At 48.2% G+C, this 18,836-nt stretch carries 19 protein-coding genes and 1 pseudogene; 5 read left to right on the top strand and 15 right to left on the bottom strand.

The features are described 5' to 3' along the window. Positions 1–88 precede the first annotated feature (88 nt). The 9 genes from C5O19_RS01585 to C5O19_RS01545 all read right to left on the bottom strand — a co-directional run bounded on the left by C5O19_RS01585 (position 89) and on the right by C5O19_RS01545 (position 10,461). Positions 89–964 (bottom strand): inositol oxygenase family protein, encoded by an 876-nt coding sequence (locus tag C5O19_RS01585; protein ID WP_094812337.1) that lies wholly within the window; start codon positions 962–964, stop codon positions 89–91. A 146-nt stretch (positions 965–1,110) separates the two neighbouring features. Beyond that, entirely contained in the window at positions 1,111–2,721 is a 1,611-nt protein-coding gene (locus C5O19_RS01580) for a sodium/sugar symporter (RefSeq protein WP_104709612.1), read from the bottom strand. 164 nt (positions 2,722–2,885) lie between these two features. Then, a complete protein-coding gene (lepB, locus tag C5O19_RS01575; RefSeq protein WP_104709611.1) occupies positions 2,886–4,019 on the bottom strand; it encodes a signal peptidase I in 1,134 nt (377 codons plus the stop codon). Between the two features lie 97 nt (positions 4,020–4,116). Further along, a complete protein-coding gene (gene dapB / locus C5O19_RS01570) occupies positions 4,117–4,833 on the bottom strand; it encodes a 4-hydroxy-tetrahydrodipicolinate reductase (protein ID WP_094812343.1) in 717 nt (238 codons plus the stop codon). Between the two features lie 123 nt (positions 4,834–4,956). After that, the gene (locus C5O19_RS01565) at positions 4,957–5,571 is read right to left on the bottom strand and encodes a DUF5683 domain-containing protein (RefSeq protein ID WP_104709610.1); all 615 of its coding nucleotides are present in this window, start codon (positions 5,569–5,571) and stop codon (positions 4,957–4,959) included. 73 nt (positions 5,572–5,644) lie between these two features. Then, the gene (locus C5O19_RS01560; protein WP_104709609.1) at positions 5,645–6,559 is read right to left on the bottom strand and encodes a ParB/RepB/Spo0J family partition protein; all 915 of its coding nucleotides are present in this window, start codon (positions 6,557–6,559) and stop codon (positions 5,645–5,647) included. Positions 6,560–6,607: 48 nt separating this feature from the next. Further along, complete coding sequence (locus C5O19_RS01555; protein ID WP_094812349.1) at positions 6,608–7,387, bottom strand: ParA family protein; 780 nt, start codon at positions 7,385–7,387, stop codon at positions 6,608–6,610. 195 nt (positions 7,388–7,582) lie between these two features. Further along, positions 7,583–8,605, bottom strand: a complete 1,023-nt coding sequence (locus C5O19_RS01550; protein ID WP_094812552.1) for an SPASM domain-containing protein — start codon at positions 8,603–8,605, stop codon at positions 7,583–7,585. A gap of 98 nt (positions 8,606–8,703) precedes the next feature. Next, positions 8,704–10,461 carry a cytochrome c peroxidase gene (locus tag C5O19_RS01545; protein WP_104709608.1) on the bottom strand — a complete coding sequence of 586 codons (1,758 nt, stop codon included), beginning with the start codon at positions 10,459–10,461 and terminating at the stop codon, positions 8,704–8,706. Between the two features lie 193 nt (positions 10,462–10,654). Here C5O19_RS01545 and C5O19_RS26465 point away from each other — a divergent pair, with 193 nt between their 5' ends. From C5O19_RS26465 to C5O19_RS26490, 4 genes and pseudogenes are all read left to right on the top strand, one after another. Continuing rightward, positions 10,655–11,065 (top strand): DNA-processing protein DprA, encoded by a 411-nt coding sequence (locus C5O19_RS26465; protein WP_317046452.1) that lies wholly within the window; start codon positions 10,655–10,657, stop codon positions 11,063–11,065. Then, positions 11,028–11,428 (top strand): annotated as a pseudogene (locus C5O19_RS26460) (DNA-processing protein DprA); the annotation flags it as partial. The gene C5O19_RS26465 and the pseudogene C5O19_RS26460, both read left to right, overlap by 38 nt. Before the next feature lie 78 nt (positions 11,429–11,506). Beyond that, positions 11,507–11,752 carry a DprA-like winged helix domain-containing protein gene (locus C5O19_RS26450; protein WP_317046450.1) on the top strand — a complete coding sequence of 82 codons (246 nt, stop codon included), beginning with the start codon at positions 11,507–11,509 and terminating at the stop codon, positions 11,750–11,752. Positions 11,753–11,901: 149 nt separating this feature from the next. After that, entirely contained in the window at positions 11,902–12,720 is an 819-nt protein-coding gene (locus C5O19_RS26490) for a J domain-containing protein (RefSeq protein ID WP_104709607.1), read from the top strand. Between the two features lie 71 nt (positions 12,721–12,791). On the opposite strand, the gene pyrE is transcribed toward C5O19_RS26490, so the two are convergent. After that, positions 12,792–13,427 (bottom strand): orotate phosphoribosyltransferase, encoded by a 636-nt coding sequence (gene pyrE, locus C5O19_RS01530; RefSeq protein ID WP_104709606.1) that lies wholly within the window; start codon positions 13,425–13,427, stop codon positions 12,792–12,794. Positions 13,428–13,633: 206 nt separating this feature from the next. Between pyrE and C5O19_RS01525 the strand changes: the two genes are divergently transcribed. Beyond that, positions 13,634–14,317 (top strand): NUDIX hydrolase, encoded by a 684-nt coding sequence (locus C5O19_RS01525; RefSeq protein ID WP_094812360.1) that lies wholly within the window; start codon positions 13,634–13,636, stop codon positions 14,315–14,317. A gap of 117 nt (positions 14,318–14,434) precedes the next feature. Here C5O19_RS01525 and C5O19_RS01520 read toward each other — a convergent pair whose 3' ends face one another. The 5 genes from C5O19_RS01520 to C5O19_RS01500 all read right to left on the bottom strand — a co-directional run bounded on the left by C5O19_RS01520 (position 14,435) and on the right by C5O19_RS01500 (position 18,832). After that, positions 14,435–15,499, bottom strand: a complete 1,065-nt coding sequence (locus tag C5O19_RS01520) for an NADH:flavin oxidoreductase/NADH oxidase (protein WP_104709605.1) — start codon at positions 15,497–15,499, stop codon at positions 14,435–14,437. A gap of 111 nt (positions 15,500–15,610) precedes the next feature. Further along, positions 15,611–16,072, bottom strand: coding sequence for a pantetheine-phosphate adenylyltransferase (coaD, locus tag C5O19_RS01515; protein ID WP_104709604.1), 462 nt, complete (start codon positions 16,070–16,072; stop codon positions 15,611–15,613). 36 nt (positions 16,073–16,108) lie between these two features. Beyond that, on the bottom strand, positions 16,109–16,951 hold the full coding sequence (locus tag C5O19_RS01510) for a DUF3822 family protein (RefSeq protein ID WP_104709603.1): 843 nt from the start codon (positions 16,949–16,951) through the stop codon (positions 16,109–16,111). A 74-nt stretch (positions 16,952–17,025) separates the two neighbouring features. Further along, positions 17,026–17,406: a hypothetical protein gene (locus C5O19_RS01505; RefSeq protein WP_104709602.1), complete on the bottom strand. Its 381-nt coding sequence runs from the start codon at positions 17,404–17,406 to the stop codon at positions 17,026–17,028. Positions 17,407–17,587: 181 nt separating this feature from the next. Then, positions 17,588–18,832, bottom strand: a complete 1,245-nt coding sequence (locus tag C5O19_RS01500; RefSeq protein ID WP_104709601.1) for an ABC transporter permease — start codon at positions 18,830–18,832, stop codon at positions 17,588–17,590. Positions 18,833–18,836 lie beyond the last annotated feature (4 nt).

Below are 18,836 nucleotides of genomic sequence, written 5' to 3'. Positions count from 1 at the left end.
CCACGGGTTGCACGCCGGGGTTCGTAATGCCCGCTCCAAAGAGCTTAATCGTAGTAGCCTCGCATCTAACGAGGATGTGTGTCAACCATTAAAATTTAATCGTTGAGGGCAAATATTTCGCTATCAAATCTTCGTAGTAAGGTTTGAGTTCTTTCACATTGGGTGGCACGGGAGCTTTCGAATACAAGTCATACGGATTGAAGAGCTTCACCCATTTGAACATTTCGCGGTCGTGATCGTCCATCAAGTGATCGTAGGCTCCTTCCCGGTGCTGGGCGTAAAACGAGTGATACCGCATCATGTACAAAGCCGACTCGGGCATATGATCTTTCATCATGTGATACAGATACTCGTCGTGCCCCCAGGATAAATGCACGTTGTTCAGACCACAATTGGGTTCGTAAACTCCGTATTTGGTATTGTAGCGTTCGTCTTTGCTATCCGGATTGGCTTCAAAGAATTCGGGATAGACAATTTTATCCGAAGGTTTACAGCCCACCGGGAACGTATCTCCTACGACCGCCCACTGTGGTTCACCGAACAGACAGAGTACTTTTCCCATATCGTGCAATAGACCCGTCAGGACGAACCAGTCGGGATGGCCGTCGGCCCGAATCGCTTCCGAGGTCTGGAGCAGGTGTTGCAACTGGTCGAGTTCAATGTCCGGATCGGAATCATCCACCAGTGTATTCAAGAAGTTAAAAGCCTCCCAAATGGGCATTTCTTTCCGATCAAACTTCAGGAAATCCGCTTTTTTCTGCTGAACGAAGTCGTAGGTTTGGTACGTGTGATTGAGGCGATAGAACTCCCGTACGGTATCCCGCTCCGGATTATCGTAATTCCGGAACTCTTCCTTGGCCTTGGCCGTCGTTTCCGGCTCGGGATAACGTTCCAGTAAATCATCTTCCCAAACGTCGAGACTCGATAGCGGTGCTTTTTCTTGAGGACTGAAGTCGGTTTTCATTACTTCTTGGTTTAACAGGACAGAAAAATCGTTTATGCCGTTGAAATTGAATTCGTTACCGTTTTTTCAAAGGTAATTTAATTTTCAAAAATGCTTAGACAATAAATAGTATTTTTTGAACTAATCTCAGAACGTATATTCTTTTTTTACCAGAAAACAGTGTACAACGCCGCAATGATTCCCCAAACCAGGGCCGAAAAAACGACGAACGAAGGTGAAATCCGGAACATGGATCGCGTCAGTACTAAGCCCTTAGGATTGAATTTACTGGATGTATCGAGCAACGAAATAATAATCATGAGTCCGGCCAGAATCAGGAAACACCAGCCCGTGCGGTGCAGAAAAGGAATAGGAGTATCGGGCAGCCACTTGAACAGCAACGCCAGCGGAATGGATACACTCGCCGCCACGAGGGCTGCCGTGGAGGTCGTACGTTTCCAGAACAACCCTAGGAAAAACAGGGCAAAGGCTCCGGGCGTCAGGTAATTGGAGTATTCCTGAATGAACTGGTACGCCTGTTCGAGATGACGTAACTGCGGCGTGATGAGTAAGGCGATGGCAAAGGCCACCCATACGGCAATTCTTCCAATTAAAACGGTCTGTTTTTCGGAAGCATCTTTATTGAGGAATTTCTTGTAAATATCCAGACTAAAGATCGTCGAAATACTGTTACATTTTCCCGCTAGTGACGCTACGATGGCCGCCGTTAGGGCCGCAAATGCCAATCCCTTTAAGCCCGTTGGCAGTAAATTCATCAGCGTTGGGTACGCGTGATCGGGTTTTACTTTTCCGGCGGCGTCAACCATCTCCTGCTGAAAGGCTCCGTTTTGATAAAGCACGTACGCCGCAATACCGGGAATCACACAGATGAGCGGAATGACGAGCTTGAGAAACGCCGCAAACAGGATACCGCTCCGGGCCGTTGGTAGATCGGCTCCTAAAGCCCGCTGCACGATGTACTGATTACAGCCCCAGTAATTCAGGTTGTTAATCCACATACCGCCAAAAAGTACGGCCATGCCGGGTAACTCGTAGTAGTAGGTATGTCCTTCGGAAAAGATCATGTGGAAATGGCCATTGGCGTGCGTGTGCAATAAACTTAGTCCATCGATTACGCCGTTGCCGCCCCATTGATCTGATACCATTTGCAGGGCCAAGAACGTTACTGCGACCCCACCCATGATCAGCACTACCACCTGAATCAAATCCGTATAGCCAATTACTTTCATCCCACCGAGCGTAATGAAAATGGCGAAAGCGGCCAGTCCGAGCATACAGGTGGTAAAGGGTACACCGGAAATGGTTTCAACGGCTAGGGCCCCGAGGTACAAAATGGAAGTAAGATTTACAAATACGTACAGCAATAGCCAGAATACGGCCATAATCGTTGCCACCGTATCGTTGTAACGTTGCGACAGAAACTGCGGCATCGTATAAATCTTGTTCTTCAGATAAATGGGAATAAAGAAAATAGCCACAATAATCAGCGTAGCTGCCGACATCCATTCGTACGAAGAAATGGCCAGTCCCATTGCAAAACCCGAACCCGACATGCCGATGAAGTGCTCGGCAGAAATGTTGGAAGCAATCAGCGAAGCCCCAATCGCCCACCAGGTCAGCGAGCCTTCCGCCAGAAAGAAATCTTTGGTATTGGTTTCACTGGACTTTTTGCGGCGGTAAATCCAGTAGCCATAAGAAGAAACGAGCAAGAAATAAATCAGAAAGACACCGTAATCAATACGTTGCAAGCCTTGCATAGGGGTTTAGAGATTAAATGAACGAATCAGTTCAGCAGGCAATCAAATCATCCAAGCGGCTCTAAATTATGATTATTTCCTTAAAAAATTGTTTTTATTGCTCACAAACAAAAAAGCCCGTATTCTTCCGAACACGGGCCTTATAAAAAGAAAAGAATTACTAGTTAGTCGATCAAGTGAAACAGGCGTTTCCAGCGAATTTTGTTGAGGAAACTTCCTTCAGGATCCAACGACATCCAGATAAAGACGGCTTTCCCAACGATATGGTCGGAAGGAACAAAACCCCAGTACCGCGAATCGGCCGAGTTGCTGCGGTTATCCCCCATCATGAAGTAATAATCCTGTTTGAACGTGTACGTTGAAACGGCAGTACCGTTGATTTTCACCGTCGTACCATCGATTTCTACTTTGTCATTGTACTCGTAATTTTCAATGACGTCCCGGTATTTAGCAATGTTTTCAGTCGTGAGCTGAATGGTTTCCCCTTTCTTGGGAACCTGAAGCGGACCGAAATTATCCTGATTCCAGTCGAATAAAGAAGAATTAGGGTAAATGACTTCGCTACGTTCGCCTTTTTCGAGGATTCTGGGTTCTACCCGCATCCCCATTTCCTGGAATTTTTTGGCTACATCGGCACTCGTATTGACTTCATAACCAACGGTAATCATTTCTCTGCGTACGGAATCAAGCTCCGTGATCGGGTATACATTCGGGCTTTCATTACGACGATTCCAGATGTCGTATTTTAGGAAAAACTTCTCGTCCAAAGACTCATTGGTATACACCCGGTAAGGCTGAAGCATTTTCTGCGGATTTTCCATGGCTTTGCCATTAATGAAAACCTGCGTAGCTCGCACCTCTACTACGTCCCCCGGAATACCGATGCAACGTTTGATATAATTGGGCCGTAAATCAGCGGGCAAATGCAGCGAATCGGGGTAGTTGAAAACGACCACATCTCCATTCTTCACGTGCGAGAAACCGGGTAGGCGGTACATGGGAAGTTTCACCCAGTCCAGGTATGAATCGATATTCGTACCCCAGATTTTCTGGTGTGTAAGCGGCACTTGCAATGGCGTTTGGGGCGTACGGGTACCGTAATGCAGTTTGCTTACAAACAGGAAATCCCCCACCAGCAGGCTGTTTTCCATCGAAGGTGTAGGAATCGTATAGGCTTCCAGAAACAACCACCGAATCAGCGTGGCGGCTACTACCGCAAATACGATAGAATCCAGCCACTCCCGAAATGCCGACTTCTTCTTTTTGGGTTGCTCCTGATGTACAGTTTTTACTTCCATTTTTTCAGTATACAGTTTCTATTTTCAGTTGGTAGTACTTTGATGGGCCAATCCCCGTATTCTCAACCTTTCTCCAACGTCAAACGCGTTTGATTTCTTATACGCCCAGTAAATCATCCATACCAAATACGCCTACTTTGCCTACCAGCCACTCAGCGGCAACGACGGCCCCTAATGCAAAGCCCTGGCGGTTGTGAGCGGTATGTTTGATCTCAATGGAATCGACAGCAGATTCGTAGGTTACGACGTGGGTACCCGGCACTTCCCCTTCCCGCAAAGCTTTGATGGGCAAGGTACTACGTCCATCGCCTTCTTCCAATGCCCATTGGGATAGACGGTTATTTACCTCTAAAATGCCTTCAGCCAGGGTAATGGCCGTACCACTCGGGGCGTCTTTTTTATGGATGTGGTGAATTTCAGTCATCTCTACCTGATATTCCGAATACGGACTAATCAGTTTAGCCAACTGCTGATTCAAACGAAAAAACAGGTTGACACCAATGCTGTAGTTAGAAGCGTAGAAAAAGGCTCCGCTGGTTTTAGCCGTCAGGGCTTCGATTTCCGAACGATGTTCTAGCCAGCCCGTGGTACCGCATACGGTGGGCAAGCCCTGTCCGATGGAATCTTTCAGGTTTTGTAAGGCAGCCGTGGGGTGACTGAATTCAATCACGACATCGGCCGTAGCGGGCGAAAAGCTGGCAAAATCAGCCCGATTGGTTTCGTCGATCCGACCTACAATTTCGTGGCCACGTTCCAGGGCAATGCCTTCAATGACTTTGCCCATTTTTCCGTAGCCCAGGAGTACTATTCGCATGGAAATGAATTTCAGGTTTGCTTTCAGGTGGTTTGTAGTTTGAAGCGTTTTAGGTTTAAAAGTTTAAAGTTTGTATAAACTCAACCATTAAACTTCAAACCCGTTCAAACCTTAAACGATGGATTATTTCAAAGTAAAAACAGCCGTGACCCCCATGGGTGTGCTCACGTAATCGGTCTGCACGCCCGGTTTTAGCCGGAATGAAATATCGTCGGTATTATCAAAGGTCTTCAGGTGAGCCGTAACGTTCGCTTCCACGAGTTGAAAGGCGTAAAGCACTACGCAGCCGATAATGGATAAATCCCGTTGACGACGGTATAGGGATGTACTTTGCCTGAGCTGATCTTGATTTAAAGCATTGTAGTACGTACCTCCAATGGTCACAGGCACCGTAGTGACCTTTTGATCAATCAGACTTTGCCAGGCCGTTATGGACTGTTTGTATCGGACTTGATTCCAATGAATGGCGTACCCCAATGCACCAAATCCCCCGTATATGATGGGAATGGTCCAGTACTGGCGTACGTAAGCCTGCCCCCAACCTGGTAACGCCAGCGAACGATATGTGGCGTACTTGGGAACAATGTTCAGGGGTTTTCTAAGCTTTCCTTTCGGCTCAGGAATGGATTTCGTCAGTGAATCAACGCCTACGCGGGCAATCTGTACCGAATCAGCTTTCTGGGCTAATGCGGGCTTTACCAGTCCTAAAAACAATACGAAATAAATCAGAAACCTCATGGCGATTGATAAATGAAAGGCCAAAGAACGCTCTGATTTACTTCGTATCACTTCTAAAAACTGTTAAATATTCTTAGGATAACTCACCCAGTACACCCAGGATTCGATCCAGATCTTCCTGATTGGTAAAGGGAATACGGATTTCACCTTTGTCTTTTTCATCGGATTTAATGGAAACTTTCGATCCGAAGTACGAGGAAAGCCGAAACTGAAGATTACGGATTTCCTGCTTTAAAGGTACTTTTTTGGTTTTATCCTGGGCCAGTTCCGGATTCTGGATTTTCCGAACCTCTTCTTCTACCCGCCGTACCGACCAGTCTTCGTCTACAATGCGTTTGAACAGACTCAGCTGCGTATCCACATCGTCGATGTTGATGATAGCTCGGGCGTGACCCATGGAGATTTTATTATCCCGCAACGCCGCCTGAATCACCGGTGGTAACTTCAGTAAACGAATGTAGTTATTGACCGTCGTCCGGTTTTTACCTACGCGATCGCCCAGTTCTTCCTGCCGCAGGTTACACTCCGAAATTAATCGTTGGTAACTTAGAGCAATTTCGATGGCGTTCAGGTTTTCCCGCTGAATGTTCTCAATCAGAGCCATTTCGAGCATCTGCTGGTCATTGGCCGTGCGAATGTACGCCGGAATATGCGTCAGACCCGCCCGTTTAGAAGCCTGCAAGCGACGTTCACCCGAGATGAGCTGGTATTGCTCACGGCCCAATTGACGAACCGTAATGGGCTGAATAATTCCTTGAATACGAATGGACTCGGCCAGTTCCGCCAGCGACTCTTCGTCGAAATGCGTACGGGGCTGAAAAGGATTCGTTTCAATAAAGTTAACATTGATCTCGTTCATGGAGCTAATGTGCTCCAGAGCCGACAACGGGGTTGCACTGGGCCGGCTGTTGTTCACCGAGTCCGAATCCTGCAATAAGGCTCCCAGACCGCGTCCTAACCCAACCCTTTTTTTATTGGTGTTATTCATGTCGTCACTGCTTAGGGTTCAGGCGAGTACCTAAACGCCCAACTCTTCTCAATCTATGGTTACTAAGCCGTTTTTGGTCAGAATTTCACGGGCCAGGTTCAGGTAACTGATGGCTCCTTTGGAATCTGCGTCGTGAGCAATGGCGGGCACCCCAAAGCTGGGCGATTCGGAAAGACGGATGTTCCGGGGAATAATGGTATTAAAAACCATATTCTGGAAGTGAGCCGTTACTTCATTCACCACCTGATTGGATAACCGTACCCGCAGATCGTACATCGTCAACAGAATTCCCTCGATACTCAGGTTGGTGTTTAGTCGCGTCTGAATGATCTTGATCGTGTTAAGCAACTTCCCTAAGCCTTCCAAAGCGAAGTATTCACACTGTACGGGAATAATAACGGAATCAGAAGCCACGAGGCTGTTGATCGTAATTAAGCCCAGCGAAGGCGAACAGTCGATAATGACGAAATCATACTCATCGCGAACAGAAGCCAGGGCTTCTTTCATTTTTTCTTCGCGGGTTTTCAGATTGATCATTTCAATTTCCGCCCCAACCAGATCAATGTGCGAGGGAATCAGATCGAGGTAATCAATTTCGGTCTGAATGATGATATCGGATACGTTGATTCCATCAACCATGCATTCGTAGATGGAATTTTCAATTTCTTTCGGATTGAACCCGAGTCCCGACGTAGAGTTAGCCTGTGGGTCAGCGTCTACAATCAACGTGCGGTACTCCAGGGTTGCCAAACTAGCGGCGAGGTTGATCGTAGTGGTGGTTTTCCCAACTCCCCCCTTCTGGTTGGCAATGGCAATGACTTTGGCCATAAGTAAACTCAGTGCGTTAGAATTTCAAAGATGCGAACAAACCATCGGATTGCCTAGCAAATGTTCCACGAAAGTTTCACGCTAAAAGTTTTTCTTGAAGCAGGCGTAGAAAGTCTTATTGATTCTCAGTGCCTTATTAAGCAAAGTGCTCTAAAAAAAATGAGTAATCAGACTATTTGTCGGGCTTTTGCCTCCTTAACCCCATACTTTGGTACCTTCTGTGCAGTTCTTACACATCTCGATTTCGGAACGGCTTCGAATCAGGGAAGCCCGGAATTGTTCGTAAGGCTTGGACTTCCATAATTGCTTGAAGGAATCCTGCTTGAGATCGCCCAGTCGGTATTCGGCATCCTTATCAAAACAGCAGGGTACTACCAGTCCGTCCCAGGTTATCACGCAGCTGTGCCACATTTTCCAGCAGTGATCCACGAATTTGTTTTTGATGCGGTACGTACCATCCGTTTGTTTGGCGTAGCGGGAGTATTTGTCAATGGTCGGAATTAGTGGATCCCCGCCTTCGTAATCGTAGATCTGGGCCGTTTTCAACCCCACAGCATCTACACCGAGTTCAGCTGCCAACTTTTTCACGTCCTCAATCTGGTGCTCATTGGGCTGCACGACCAGAAACTGAAAAATGACGTGGGGCGTCTGCGACTTCAGTTCTTTTTTCCACTTGAGAATATGCTTTGTCCCCTCGATGACTTTATGCAGCTTCCCGCCTACGCGGTACTGCTGATACACATCCTGGGTGGTACCGTCGATGGAAATGATGAGTCGGTCGAGACCGCTTTCGACCGTCTTCTTTGCATTGGCGTCGGTCAGGTAATGAGCGTTGGTAGAAGTCGCCGTATAAATCCCCTTCTGGGAAGCATACTGCACCATCTCCAGAAATTGCGGATGCAGGTAGGGTTCGCCCTGGAAATAAAAAATCAGATACAGCAACTCGGCCCCAATTTCGTCGATTGTACGTTTGAACAGATCCCCTTCGAGCATACCCGTGGGCCGGGTAAACGACCGCAGGCCACTTGGACATTCCGGGCAACGCAGGTTACAGGAAGTCGTAGGCTCAAAGGATAAAGCAATAGGCAAACCCCGATGTACGGGCTTTTGGGTAATCTTCGATTCGATATAGCTCGATACGACTTTGAGTCCGTTCCAGACTCGCCGGGCGGTGAGTTTGGAGGCGAAATTCAGTCCGTCGCTAAGGTTACGGTTGATCATACGGTCAGCTAAAAGGCCGGACACGGGCCGGCTACTCCCCATTGGCAAACTCTCTTTTCTCAGTATTTATTCCCGGGAGGCTCCGAAATTTCCAGTTAAGGCAAATCCGTCAATGTTTTCATAAACGCAACCAGATCGGATTTTTCATGAACACTCAGGTGCAAAGGTTCGGGCGAAAGGGTCTGGTTGGGTACGTTCAATCCAATCCCCAGGCCACCACCCCGATCATAAAACTCAACAACTTCCTCCAGGGTTTGAAATACGCCATTGTGCATGTACGGACCCGTATGCTCGACATTGCGGAGCGTCGGCGTTTTGAAAGCATACCGTAGGACGTCGAAATTAGCGATTACACCTGCTCCACGATCCGGGTCCAGTCGTGGATTTGACAAATCCGCGTTGGCAGGAACGCCCAGTACTTCCACATCCGAATGCTCATACGAAGGCGGTAACATGCTGTTGGTCAGAGGCAGAAAATGACAGGTGGCACACTTCGCTTTCCCGGCAAACAGGTTCAGTCCGCGTTTTTCTTCCAGATTCAGGGCTGCGTCATTTCCCCGCATGTACTGATCGAAGCGGGAGTTGAGCCGTTCCAGAGATCGCAGATAGGCGGCCAGAGCATTCATTACCTGCGGCGGATTTAATTCTCCGTACGCTTTCTGAAAAGCTTCCTGATAGGCTTTATTTTTTGAAAGCTTGTCAACCGCCGAGGCCAGCGAAGCATCCATTTCCAGCGGATTTCGTAACACATCCGCAATCTGCATTTCCAGGGAAGCCGAGCGGGCATCCTGAAACAGCGTAGCCTGTAACGCAGCATTCCAGAGCGTAGGAGCATTTCGGGGTACGGACCCATGGTTGCCCATGGCTATACTCTTCGGCAACCCATCGGTAAAAGCCTGTCCCGGCTGATGGCAGGTGGCACAGCTCCGCTGTCCGTTTCCGGAAAGCAGGGGTTCTGAAAATAGTTTCTGTCCCAGAGCAATCCGTTCTTCCGTAGCCATCCATTCGGGATGAGGACTGTACAGTTCGGGCCGGAAAAGTTGTTCGTCAAAAATCCACCAAGCCGTTGGCATCAGAAATCGACCGTCATCTTCCAGCGATTTAATCCCCAACTCCTGCTGGTACTTTTCCAGGGCTTTACACAATGGTCGCAGTCGCTGCGTCAGAAAAGCCGAACGATCCAGGTCATCGAATTCGGACTGTAAGCTTTGTTTGATCTCTGCTAGTAATCGCTGAATGTCCGGTACCTCTTCGTATTCCTTCAACAAATCTTCACAGCCTTCCAGCGAAGCAATTGCTTCCGGGAGCGAATACTGTACCGTCGGCGAATCGTAGCCTATAATACCCAGCGTCGCGATGCGGGCTAGTTCAAGCCGCATCGCATCCCAGAAATTAACCTCTTTGAGTTCGTTGAGCCAGGGGTGTTTCCGTAGTAATCCGGCATTGATGGTTAATTGCTCACATTCCTGCTGTAATTCATCCAGTCGAGTCGTATCCAATCGTGGGAAAATGATCGATTCGATGACCTGAAACCCCTGGGGTTCAATCAGCACCTGATCTTCCATTTCCACTTCATCGACTGGCGGACCGTTGATTTGACGAGCCATGACGGGATCGTAGCCTTCCACCAGCCATTCAATGCGTTTGTAAGCTAAGCGAGCATTCAGAAACGACTGGCGGGAGTTGACCGTATCCAGCGGATAGCTCAGTTCGAGGCGTTCGGCTGTCCGTTCAAATTCGATCAAACGCTGCTGAAAACGCGTTTTAATGTCTTCCACGCGAGCCCGGCTATGCCAAGCGGGCAAAGTCGGTAAGAGTACGATTCCAATCAGAATAATCCACCAACGGGACATAGAGACAAGGGGGTTTGGGAAGGATTACCAGGTTTTTCACTCAAAAGTACCGCTCTTTTCCAGCATTTTCTTCCTTTTTCTGGTGGGACTTTCATTCAAAAGCATTCTACCGCTCAGGGATTTTCAAGTTATTTTTAGTAGTTTATTCCTGATTTTTTGCCACATTTCTGGGGTATTCAACCCTTTTTTAGGCATGCATTCGGATCGTTTATATCAACTGGCCCTCTGGCTTACACCGGGCGTAGGCGATATGCTTACCCGCTTGCTGATGGCCCATTGCGGCTCAGCAGAAGCGGTTTTTAAACTTCCTCCCGGAAAACTTCAGAAAATACGGGGTATTGGCGATTTGCTCTCCCGAAACATCGCCGCCAAAAGCACTTTTGCCCAGGCCGAGCAACTACTCGAACAGGCCTTACGAGAGGATGTCCAGATTACCGCCTTCAATGAAGAGGGCTACCCGCAACGACTCAAATCCGTTTACGACGCACCCGCTCTGCTTTTTTCAAAAGGAAAAGGCTCGGTCAATCCCGTACGAAGCGTAGGCATTGTGGGTACACGGCGAGCCAGTGAGTACGGAAAAAAAAATTACAGAAGAAATTGTTGAACAACTCGTTCCCTATCAGGCGGCTATTATAAGTGGACTGGCCTACGGAATTGATATTACCGCTCATAAGGCGGCTCTGAAACACGATTTGCCTACGTTCGGAGTCATGGCAAATGGCCTGGATCTGGTTTATCCCGTTGCTCATCAGAAAACGGCTTTACTAATGCAGGAAAAGGGTGGTCTTTTTCGGAGCAAACCCTGGGTACGCAACCAGATCGCCGCTTTTTTCTGGACCGTAACCGCATCATTGCCGGACTTTCGGACGTAGTCATTGTCATTGAATCGGCGGTTAGAGGCGGGGCACTGGGTACTGCCGAGTACGCTAATAACTACAACCGCGACGTTTTTGCGGTACCAGGCAACCTGACCAGCCCAAATTCAGAAGGCTGTAACTCTCTGATTGCCCGCAATAAAGCCACTATTTTCACTACTGTATCGCAGATGATTGAAACGTTGGGTTGGCAGGAGAACGCGGGTTCGCTAAAGACGCCAACGCTGGATTTAAGCCGATTTTCGGAGGAAGAAAGTCAGATTATTCGCCTCTTTCGTGATTCAGGAGCCATGCACGTAGACGATCTGGCCTGGAAATCGCAATTGTCGATGTCTAAGCTAGCTTCCTTACTGCTTAATCTGGAGTTTCAGGGACTCATTAAAAGTTTGCCGGGGAAAGTATACGGTTTGGCCTAAGAAGTCAGTTGAAAGTTTGAGTAGGTTTGAAGTTTGAAAGCACAACATCTCCATCCGATTAGCAAGGTCTGGTCTAACCATTTTATCTTTTCCAGAACTACTCAACTTGCTAGTTCATACCAACGTAAAGCTCAGAATCTATTAAAACTTTGACTCATTACGAACAACTTGGCGTTTCTTCCCGGGCATCCATTGAAGAGATTAAGCGAGCGTATCGAAAGCTGGCCATAACCTGGCATCCGGACAAAAATCCCGGCCAAATCCAGGCAGAAGAGCGTTTCAAGGCTATCAATGAAGCCTACCGGGTACTTTCTGATCCGGCTCTCCGAGCTTCGTACGATCTAAAGCTTACCTACGGAACTCAGCCCCCCGTTACGCCGCCACCGCCGCCCAGACCACGCCCTACTCCGGTACAGCCACCACGACCTACGGTTCATCGCTGGCTGATTCCGGGCATTGGCTTACTGGTTGTATTCGTGGCGTTGGGGGTGGTTGCCTTTCAGCAATACGAACAGAAACAAGCCGTAACCGAAGTAGCAGATGCCACCCGGTTGCTGGTCGATGAAGATACGACCGCAGCGATGGGGAAACTTAACGAGGCCATTCACCACGACGAAACCCTTACATCCGCCTATCGCCTGCGAGGACAAGTTTTATTGCGGTTACGAGAATTTCAGACGGCCTATCCGGATTTGTTGCGAGCCTCGCAGGAAGATCCTTTTGATGAAGACTTGTACTTTAATTTGGCTACCTGTAGCTATTACCTGAAGAAGTACGCCCAGAGCCGCTCGCATCTCAACAAGGTACTGACGCTGTCTCCCCAAAATGGCAAAGCTCTGACCATGCGGGGAACCAACTTCTGGCTGGAAAAAGATTCCCTACAAGCCTGCGAAGATTGGCAAAAAGCTGCCAGTTTAGGCGAAACGGAAGCGACAACTTTGGTTGATAAATATTGTAATCTTCAATAATACCCTAATTTAAAAAGCGTTTTCCCTTTTCTATATGATCAGGGAAAACGCTTTTTCATTGTATCCATCAATTATTGCCGCCACGTATTAGGCGATTGCCGCCACTCCTTGAGTGTATCTACCTGATCGTCGGTAATATAACCCAGAGGTACGGCAGCTTCTACTAGGGCATTATAGTTACTCAAACAGTGAAGCGTAACGCCTGCCTGCTGGAAATTCTGTTCGGCAACAGGAAAACCGTAGGTGAAAATAGCTGCCATACCCACGATTTCAGCTCCGGCGTTTCGCAGAGCGTCTACGGCTTTCAATGAGCTTCCACCCGTCGAAATCAAATCCTCAATCACTACAACCTTCTGACCCGCTTCCAGACGACCCTCAATCTGATTGCCCATGCCATGTTCTTTCGGCTTCGGACGAACGTATAGAAAGGGTAAGCCCAGTACATCAGCCACCAACGCCCCCTGCGGAATACCCGCTGTGGCAACGCCAGCAATGGCTTCAACGCCCGCAAACTGGGTTTTGATCGCCTCAGCAAGTGCTTCTTTGATATACGTACGAACCGGAGCCGAGGAAAGCGTAACCCGGTTGTCGCAATAAATGGGTGATTTCCAGCCCGAAGCCCAGGTAAAAGGCGATTCAGGACTTAGACGTACAGCTTTTACTTCCAAAAGCATTTCAGCCACGCGGGCCGCTACAGTTGATTCCATGGCACAAAAATAAAAGGAAGTTGCGGGGTTCCAGCAGCGAACGTTCGCTTCTAAAAATAATCCGTACCGGAACGCAGACTCTTACTTCCGCGTTGTAGGCGGGTCTCCGGTTTTTGTCGTATCCAGCCGATACTTTGTAGATTCGGGGATAGAGACTTTCGCAACATCGCTTACTTTTGTACTATTAACCATTAGAGAACTCCTGCATGGTCCTGTTTATCAACGACCGTCCCGTTAAGCTGACTGATGCTCAGCGATCTGATTTATTACGGGAGAAACGTGACTTTGACGTGGTGATTGACACCCGTCTTGAAGTTATTAAAACCGAAAATTTACACGGTCATGTACTTATTCTCAACGCTTCGCTGGCCACTACGGAGCGTTTAATGGATCTTCTTCACGACGAACACCCGGCAGCTCTGCAAAGCATTCTGTTACAGGTAGCCGATCAAAAGGCCGCCGAAGGAAGATTGAAAAACTATTTCAAAGTGGTTAAAGCAGCCGGTGGCGTAGTCTTCAAAGACGACAAAATGTTGTTGATTTACCGCCTCAAACGCTGGGACTTACCGAAAGGAAAACTTGATCCGGGCGAGAAATCGAAAGAAGCTTCCTTACGCGAAGTGGAAGAAGAAACGGGTTTACAGGCAGAACTGGGCGAGAAAATCTGCACCACCTGGCATACCTATACGCACAACGGCAACCGAATCCTAAAGCGTACGAAGTGGTACCGGATGACTTGCCTTGACGACCAGCACATGCAACCTCAGGAGGAGGAACACATCGAAAAAATTGCCTGGATGACGAAAAAAGAAGTCCAGAACGCCATGGTCGATTCTTACAGCTCCATTCGCTACGTCTTTGACCGGCTTTGGAATAGCGTATCGGTTTAATACCTGGTATCGAAGTATAGACAAGAAAAAGTCCCGAAAGCTATGCTGCCTTCGGGACTTTTTCTTGTCTATACTTTATTCGAGAATAAGCTCGATTTAAACTTAGTACCTGAATCTTTAGCGTTTCGCCCGTTCGTACTGCGGAACCCAAGCCATATCATCGCCTAATATTTTAGCGGCATGCAGAGGGAAGTTCGGGTCACGGAGCGATTCGCGGGCGATTAAAATAAGATCGGCCTGCCCGTTTTCGAGAATAGCTTCGGCTTGTTCGGCTTTCGTAATGATGCCTACTGCTCCGGTCAGCATACCCGACTCTTTTTTGATTTGCTCAGCAAAAGGTACCTGGTAGTTCGGTCCAGCCTGAATACGGGCGTAAGATACTAAACCACCCGAAGAGGAATCGATTAGATCCACCCCTTTCGTTTTCAGCACTTTGGCTAATTGTACGGACTGCTCTACGTCCCAACCGCCTTCGGCCCAGTCACTCGCCGAAATCCGAACGAACACGGGTAATTCCTGCGGCCAGACTGTATGTACAGCCTCCAGTACTTCGAGCAACAAGCGAATCCGATTTTCAAAACTTCCACCGTAATCGTCCGTTCGCTGGTTACTTAAGGGCGAAAGGAACTGATGAATCAGATAGCCATGAGCCGCGTGTATTTCGATCAGTTCATAACCTGCTCGAAAAGAACGTCCAGCGGCTTCTTTAAAATCATTGATTACTTTCGCGATGCCTGCTTCGTCCAAGACCGTGGGAACGGGCTCTTCTTCCCGAAACGGAATAGCACTGGGGGCTACGGTTGTCCAACCACCCTCTTCCACAGGCACCTTCCCTTCTCCTTCCCACGGACGACGCCCACTGGCTTTCCGACCAGCATGAGCCAGCTGAATCCCTGGTACCGCTCCCTGCTGGCGAATAAAAGTGGTAATCTGCTGAAGTTTGTCGAGGTGCTCATCCTGCCAGATGCCCAGATCCTGGGGTGAAATACGTCCCTCGGGTGAAACGGCCGTAGCTTCCTGAATAATTAATCCGGCTCCGCCAATAGCCCGGGCTCCCAGATGCACCAAATGCCAGTCGTTAGCAAAACCATCGACGGCCGAGTACTGGCACATGGGGGAAACCGCAATTCTATTTCGAAGCGTAATTTTTTTTAGCGTTAACGGAGAAAACAAACGTGACATACTTTCCAATGTTTTAAAATCCGAAGAAAGACCTATCACTAAAAAAAATACGCCTGAAAAAGGTTCAGGATTCCTCTTTCCGGTGACTCGTTCAATAGTTTATCCAAACGGTTACTCCAAATCACTGACGGGATAGGGCAAGTACTGATCTACATTGGCCCCGTAACGGTGCAAGTCACGAATAATGGTACTGGAAATGGGAGCTAATTCCGGCGAACAGATCAGAAAGACTGTTTCGACGCCTTCGTATAGATCACGATTTACCTGAGCAATGCTGTTTTCGTACTCAAAGTCCGTCGTATTTCGTAAGCCTCGAAGCAGAAAAGTGGCTCCGTTATCGCGGGCGACGCGGGCCGTTAGATCCTGATACGGTACTACCCGGACTGGCTCGTTAATGAACGTCCGCTGAATGGAGCGGGTCATGGGATCCAATGGGAAGTGGCGTTTTTTACTAGAATTGTGGCCAATACCAATGATGATTTCGTCGAACAGTTTCAAGCCCCGCCGAACAATATCTTCGTGTCCTTTCGTAAAAGGGTCAAACGAACCGGGGAAAAAAGCAATACGAGGCATTGAGGCGATGGACGTTAAGCTTGTCAGAAAGAAAATTTAACCCATGAAAGTAACCATTCGGTAAGACGATACCAGATCGGCGGGTACTTCAGGAATGGTTACGGAAGCCGGCAGTCCCTGCGTTAGTTGAGCTAGATAGGGTTGTAAAGCCTGGTACACTTCGGATTTCTCAGTGATATCTCCGAAGGCCCAGGCCTGTATATCTTCCGTATTCACTTTCAGCTCGTTTAATACGAACAAGATATAATAAATTAAATCCGCTGAAGCTCGATAGACGAAGCGGTTACAGTAATACAGTCGTCCGCTTTGCAAATACACTAGCGTAGCGGCCCGTTTTTCTACGTACAGTAACAGACCATCTTCCGTAATTTTTGTACTGAGCTGCAGTAAAATATCGACTTGGTGAACAATTTGAATAGTTTCAAACGGATACACTTCCAGTAGCCATTCCGTCCAGCTGACGGGTAATGAAAAAACCGTAACGGCTTCCCACGCTGGGTGTACCGTATGCTGTACCGATTCGTGATCCGTTACCAGTCCACGAGCCAGCGACAGAGCCCGGGCCGCATATTCCTTCCGAAACAGCGAGGTCGGCACCAACGTAAATGACTGGTTGGAAACAATGACCCGTACGGCCTTCCAAAATGTCTTTTGCATCAACTCATGCTGACTGAGCAGGCGTTGAATGGTCGCTAAGTACTCTTCTTCGGTATTAACGTCCGTCAAAACGTATTCATCAAGCCAAAGGCAACGATTTCGAACGGGGTCGATAATACTAATTTGAAGTTCCTGCGATCCCAGTCCCAGGGTAAGGATGTACGAACTGACACTCGTCAGCGAAAGGGCCTCCTGCCGAAAGTGGGTATCAGCGGTCATCATCGAATAATTAGTAGGAATAAGGAATTCAACACAATTCCGGCGGGCCAGGGTGCCAACCCCTCATCCTAGACCATCTAGGGCTGACCGTCGGCGAACTGGGCCCGAACCACAAAGAACTTGGTTTCGCCGTCAAAGTCAAACTGAAAGAGTTTTTCTTCGTAATAAAGCGTCACTCGGCGGCCGGAGCGTAATGCTTCATTGATCGTATTGATGGTCGAATCTTTGCCCGAATCTACGCTAAATTCCCATTTCTCAGCATTCATCTGTCCGGTGCCCTCAGAAAAACCGCCCAGTAGCAACTCCCCTTCCCAGGTTTTAAATACATAACCGCGTTTGCTGAATCGGGTGATGGTACCCGCACGTTCGCCTTCTGAATAGTTGATGAGTGTCAATATCCAGAATACGAGAATGGTTACTACTAATAAGCCGAGTAAAACTTTACCAAAGGTTTTCATGATAGGTTGTTTAAGTACGTTTGGAAGGCCACTAGTGGGTTTTGCCAGTCCTTTCTCCGCAGGATCAGTCGTGCGATAGTCCGATACGGGTGTAGCTCCAAAGAAAAGTACGTTTATTGAATTTTGCTTATGCTTAGTGCTTTTTTCCTAGCTATCGGCTTAAAAAACATTGCCAGCAAAATTACTTGGAGCGAATCGCCAGTACGGGGTCCATTCGGGCCGCAATCCAGGCGGGTACAATGCCCGAAAGGAGTCCGATTGTACTGGACACGCCCAACCCAATCAGGATGTTTCGCAGCGAAAGTTCGATGTTCAGTGTTTCCTGTGGATAAAAAGTTAGTAGCCAGACGAGCACGATACCTACTAGTCCACCAATCAGACTTAAAAAGATGGCTTCAAACAGGAATTGAAATAGTATAAAGTAGGTTTTTGCTCCCAGCGATTTCTGAATGCCGATCAGGTTTGTGCGTTCTTTTACGGATACGAACATGATGTTGGCAATGCCGAATCCCCCGATGAGCAGCGAAAACAAGGCAATAATGAGGCCCGCTCCGCGTAAGGCACTAAAGATCGTCTCGACAATATTCTGAATGGCTTCGGGACGGTTGATGGAAAAGTTATCTTCCTGATAGGGTTTCAAGCCGCGTTTGGTTCGCATCAGACCCATTAGTTCACCTTCGAGTTCCTGAAGTTTCTCATCGCGATCGTACCCTTTGATGGAAATATTCGGTTCGGAGTATTTGGTGTGAAAGAGCTTGGAAAAGGACAGATACGGAATATAACAACGAATGTCAGGCTTACCGCCAATCTCAAACATGCCCGTTCCGATTCGTTCAATGACGCCGATTACCTGAAAACGTAAGCCTTTAATTTGGATGTAATTACCGACGGCTTCTTCGTAGGGAAACAAATTAGCCGCGATGTCGGCTCCGATCACCACGACATTACGGGCGGCCTCTTCTTCCATGGGGCTGAAGTAACGTCCTTTTTCGACGGGTAAATCCGAAATCTGATTGTACTGATAAGTGATCCCCCGCACGCCCGCCGTCATTGAATTATTCCCGTGTTTGAGCGTTTGGCCACCCCGTCCGTCTGAAATGGCGATGTATTGAGCATTTTCCAGATTACGTTCCAGGAAACGAAATTCGGAGTAACTTGGAGCGGGGCGACGGAAGAACTTCCACCAGGCGTAATTCGGCTCACTGTAATCCCAGGACCACTTGGACACAAACAACGTATTGCTGCCCGTAAAACTCAGGCTTTCCCGGATGCTGTTTTCCAGGGAGTCGACCATCGTAAAAACGGCGATGATGGAAAAAATCCCAACGGTTACCCCCAATAACGACAGGATGGTACGGAGGAGGTTAGACCGCAAGGCTTGCCAGGCGAAACGGAGACTTTCGAACACTTGTCGAAGAAATTTCATACCG

The organism is Siphonobacter curvatus (genome assembly GCF_002943425.1).
Classification (GTDB): Bacteria; Bacteroidota; Bacteroidia; order Cytophagales; family Spirosomataceae; genus Siphonobacter; species Siphonobacter curvatus.
This window is presented reverse-complemented; position numbering and strand designations above follow the sequence as displayed.

Excerpts from the sequence above, each read along its gene's own strand:
- C5O19_RS01585 (WP_094812337.1), bottom strand. The coding sequence starts at position 964 with ATGAAAACCGACTTCAGTCCTCAAGAAAAAGCACCGCTATCGAGTCTC.
- C5O19_RS01580 (WP_104709612.1), bottom strand. The coding sequence starts at position 2,721 with ATGCAAGGCTTGCAACGTATTGATTACGGTGTCTTTCTGATTTATTTC.
- lepB (WP_104709611.1), bottom strand. The coding sequence starts at position 4,019 with ATGGAAGTAAAAACTGTACATCAGGAGCAACCCAAAAAGAAGAAGTCG.
- dapB (WP_094812343.1), bottom strand. The coding sequence starts at position 4,833 with ATGCGAATAGTACTCCTGGGCTACGGAAAAATGGGCAAAGTCATTGAA.
- C5O19_RS01565 (WP_104709610.1), bottom strand. The coding sequence starts at position 5,571 with ATGAGGTTTCTGATTTATTTCGTATTGTTTTTAGGACTGGTAAAGCCC.
- C5O19_RS01560 (WP_104709609.1), bottom strand. The coding sequence starts at position 6,559 with ATGAATAACACCAATAAAAAAAGGGTTGGGTTAGGACGCGGTCTGGGA.
- C5O19_RS01555 (WP_094812349.1), bottom strand. The coding sequence starts at position 7,387 with ATGGCCAAAGTCATTGCCATTGCCAACCAGAAGGGGGGAGTTGGGAAA.
- C5O19_RS01545 (WP_104709608.1), bottom strand. The coding sequence starts at position 10,461 with ATGTCCCGTTGGTGGATTATTCTGATTGGAATCGTACTCTTACCGACT.
- C5O19_RS26465 (WP_317046452.1), top strand. The coding sequence starts at position 10,655 with ATGCATTCGGATCGTTTATATCAACTGGCCCTCTGGCTTACACCGGGC.
- C5O19_RS26450 (WP_317046450.1), top strand. The coding sequence starts at position 11,507 with ATGATTGAAACGTTGGGTTGGCAGGAGAACGCGGGTTCGCTAAAGACG.
- pyrE (WP_104709606.1), bottom strand. The coding sequence starts at position 13,427 with ATGGAATCAACTGTAGCGGCCCGCGTGGCTGAAATGCTTTTGGAAGTA.
- C5O19_RS01525 (WP_094812360.1), top strand. The coding sequence starts at position 13,634 with ATGGTCCTGTTTATCAACGACCGTCCCGTTAAGCTGACTGATGCTCAG.
- C5O19_RS01520 (WP_104709605.1), bottom strand. The coding sequence starts at position 15,499 with ATGTCACGTTTGTTTTCTCCGTTAACGCTAAAAAAAATTACGCTTCGA.
- coaD (WP_104709604.1), bottom strand. The coding sequence starts at position 16,072 with ATGCCTCGTATTGCTTTTTTCCCCGGTTCGTTTGACCCTTTTACGAAA.
- C5O19_RS01510 (WP_104709603.1), bottom strand. The coding sequence starts at position 16,951 with ATGATGACCGCTGATACCCACTTTCGGCAGGAGGCCCTTTCGCTGACG.
- C5O19_RS01505 (WP_104709602.1), bottom strand. The coding sequence starts at position 17,406 with ATGAAAACCTTTGGTAAAGTTTTACTCGGCTTATTAGTAGTAACCATT.
- C5O19_RS01500 (WP_104709601.1), bottom strand. The coding sequence starts at position 18,832 with ATGAAATTTCTTCGACAAGTGTTCGAAAGTCTCCGTTTCGCCTGGCAA.